Annotated in this window: 3 protein-coding genes and 1 rRNA gene; all 4 read right to left on the reverse strand. The window is 47.3% G+C overall.

Features of this window, described 5'->3' with window-relative positions; translation table 11 throughout:
* Window positions 1-124 precede the first annotated feature (124 nt).
* The 4 genes from D9V82_RS12105 to rrf all read right to left on the reverse strand — a co-directional run bounded on the left by D9V82_RS12105 (window position 125) and on the right by rrf (window position 2,658).
* A complete protein-coding gene (locus D9V82_RS12105) occupies window positions 125-940 on the reverse strand; it encodes a hypothetical protein (RefSeq protein WP_147446214.1) in 816 nt (271 codons plus the stop codon).
* 58 nt (window positions 941-998) lie between these two features.
* On the reverse strand, window positions 999-1,712 hold the full coding sequence (locus tag D9V82_RS11855) for an ATP-binding cassette domain-containing protein (protein ID WP_121912531.1): 714 nt from the start codon (window positions 1,710-1,712) through the stop codon (window positions 999-1,001).
* Between the two features lie 178 nt (window positions 1,713-1,890).
* Window positions 1,891-2,154 carry a hypothetical protein gene (locus D9V82_RS12110; RefSeq protein ID WP_147446215.1) on the reverse strand — a complete coding sequence of 88 codons (264 nt, stop codon included), beginning with the start codon at window positions 2,152-2,154 and terminating at the stop codon, window positions 1,891-1,893.
* Between the two features lie 386 nt (window positions 2,155-2,540).
* Window positions 2,541-2,658: ribosomal RNA gene (gene rrf, locus D9V82_RS11860) — 5S ribosomal RNA — on the reverse strand.

Consider the following 2,658-nt stretch of genomic DNA (forward strand, 5'->3'; position numbering starts at 1 on the left):
CCAGATTCGCGGCTTCACGCCGGTACTCCGGGGTGTACTTCTTCCTTGACGAACTCACAATGAACATCCTCTCCTACGGACACAAGATCCGTACTAATAGGGTGTCCACTAAACGAGGGTAACCTCATTCTGAGAAATCTCTCCATTCAATAGGCGATATCTCAGAGAAGGCATCTCTCGCTTGGATATTGAGTATTATATTTTCTCTAGGAACTTCAGGCCAAGCGCAAACATTAGAAGAACAGACTAACTGACGAGGATCTCTTTGCGCAAGCCCTAACTCTGTCAGCTGTCGTGCCCAAACGAACGAACCAAAAAAGATAATAAGCCCTAAAAAGAAGAAAAAAATATAGAATTTACTGCAGTTTCTCAACAGTGCGGCAGCTGAAGTAATGGTCAGCGTAAATCCAATAATACCTGCAATTGCTGTTCCAATTGCATTCACATCTAGCGTTGCGTCAAGAGAACAACACGCTAAAAAATCACCGGTTATTCGCCTTAGGGCTCCAGGCGAAATGGCGGGAATTACCGCATACCAAGAATACGCAAGCGCCCCTGAAACGGACACTGATACCAGTGGTTTAAAGAAAAAACCAAGTACGCTCCCGACTAACGTCCAACAGATGCCGACTATGGCCGAATACGCGAGCATAACCCAAAAAATTGACGAACCAAACAACGCGGAATCAGTATTTTGGGAAAGGATTGCTAATACATAGCCAAAAGGAAAAAGCAGCGACCATGCAAACATTCGATTCACAAAGATACGAGCAACAGGTTTTACCCCCAATCGCACTAGAGGCCGAAAACGTGATGCCTCCCAGGCCATGGCGGCAGAAACCGCGGGAGCAATTACAAAGAATACCAGTGTAGATTGAACAGCTGCCGACTCATAGTACAGCGTCTTGCCAAATTTGGAAACAGGTACTGCGCTAAGCATTATCCCAACCAGGCAAATCCATAATGAGGGACGGCGAAGCCAGTGTCTAACACCGAAATTAGGAACCACTGTAGTTTCCTCTCCGCACAAAGGACCGTGAGAGGATATGTGCCGGGGAATCTCCCGGTTCTCGGGCTAACTGCACGAAGTCTCGCCGTGAGCCATCGAAATGTAGCTTCCCCTTATCAAGAACAAGAACCCTCTCGAAAGGCCTCTGTAGTTCGCCGGAATCATGCGTTGAGACGACTAGATTATGCCCTCTTTCCACGATCCGTTGATATACCTCAGTTACATGTTCTTTGTTGAGTGAATCAAGTGCCGCACTTGGTTCATCAAGCAGTAGTGTTTCCGCACCAGAGTTCAGCGCAGTGGCTATCGCCAACCTAGAGCGTTCCCCTCCGCTAAGACTTTCGCACCGTTGATTAGAGACTCTTGACAAATCTACAAAGTCTAGCCAATATAAGCTTTCTTTCTTTGCAGCCTTTTTATCTCGTCCAAACAACCATGCAACATAAGCACAGTACTCACTGGAGGTGAAACCGGTAATAGGATTGAATGTCTGCTCAACTATGGATATCGATCCCGTCCTGAGGACAGTTCCTTCACTCGGAGAAGAATCTGATGCAAGGGCAGAAAAAAGGGTTGATTTCCCTGCACCGTTGGCTCCCAGTAGAAGCGTGGGGCGTTCATCTATCACTAACTGTGGTATATCCAAAATTATTTTATTTGAGCGCCGCACATTTAATGCGCTAACTTGAACGGTAACTACCATACAAATATCATCCCCTTGACAGTCAAGTAACTCCAACTAAATGTATGAATTTCAGCATGTTAGTTTCCCGCAGCCTGGCGCCCCACTCACCTCGGTCCCATACCCCATAGCATCTATGGAGCGAGCGCGATCCTACGTGCGGGCCCGACTGCATGGAAAGCACTCGACGCTGGTTCATCTAAAATTTTCCAGGAGATCCATCAAAGTTATTTAAACAGTTAGCGGCTGTAATTTCCTTGTTGTACCCAACAATATTTCCATCAGTCCAGCCACGATTCCTATAGCCAACGCGAAGCCCACTAACGCTGGTTTCAAAATTCCTATCGGTATTCACTGGACCAGCCAATATTGAAACCGCAAGAGCGGTAGCGGGCCCAGCTGCAATTTTACCCTCCGCCATACTTTCTCTTTCAAAAGCTAAAAACATCGTAACTAAACGCACACATAGTTATATTTTAGTACTATGGCGCCGGATATTTTAGGATATTATTGATGCTCTTTCAGAGTACTTAATTTACCTACCGAACGCAATGCCCAAGTCAGAAATTTTTCAAGTATTACCCCTTATGGGGATTGGCTAACCAGCAAGCGGGCAAAAGATTGCAAAGGGGCCTCGACTAGAGTCAACAGACTCGTGGAAAGAGATCCTGACGCCGGAAAAGTAGCCGAATCGGAGACTGGCTACGTTCTTGGCATGGTACGTGTCGCATATATCAGCAGGGGGACGATGACAGATAGTCCCCGGCAGGCTCACCGTTCCGCGTTGTTGGGTGTGGTGGTCTGTCGGGGATTACTGTGAATCATATGTAGTTGTTGTTTTTTGTTTGGTGTCGGCGGTGACTTACTCTCCCACAACCTCCCGGTTGCAGTACCATCAGCGTGTACAGGCTTAGCTTCCGGGTTCGGAATGGGACCGGGCGTTTCCCTGTAGCTATCTACCACCGAC

The organism is Corynebacterium macginleyi (genome assembly GCF_003688935.1).
Lineage (GTDB): Bacteria > Actinomycetota > Actinomycetes > Mycobacteriales > Mycobacteriaceae > Corynebacterium > Corynebacterium macginleyi.

What these genes read in the sequence shown, in the direction of transcription:
- D9V82_RS11855 (WP_121912531.1), bottom strand. Translation starts at nt 1,712, where the DNA reads ATGGTAGTTACCGTTCAAGTTAGCGCATTAAATGTGCGGCGCTCAAAT.
- D9V82_RS12105 (WP_147446214.1), bottom strand. Translation starts at nt 940, where the DNA reads ATGCTTAGCGCAGTACCTGTTTCCAAATTTGGCAAGACGCTGTACTAT.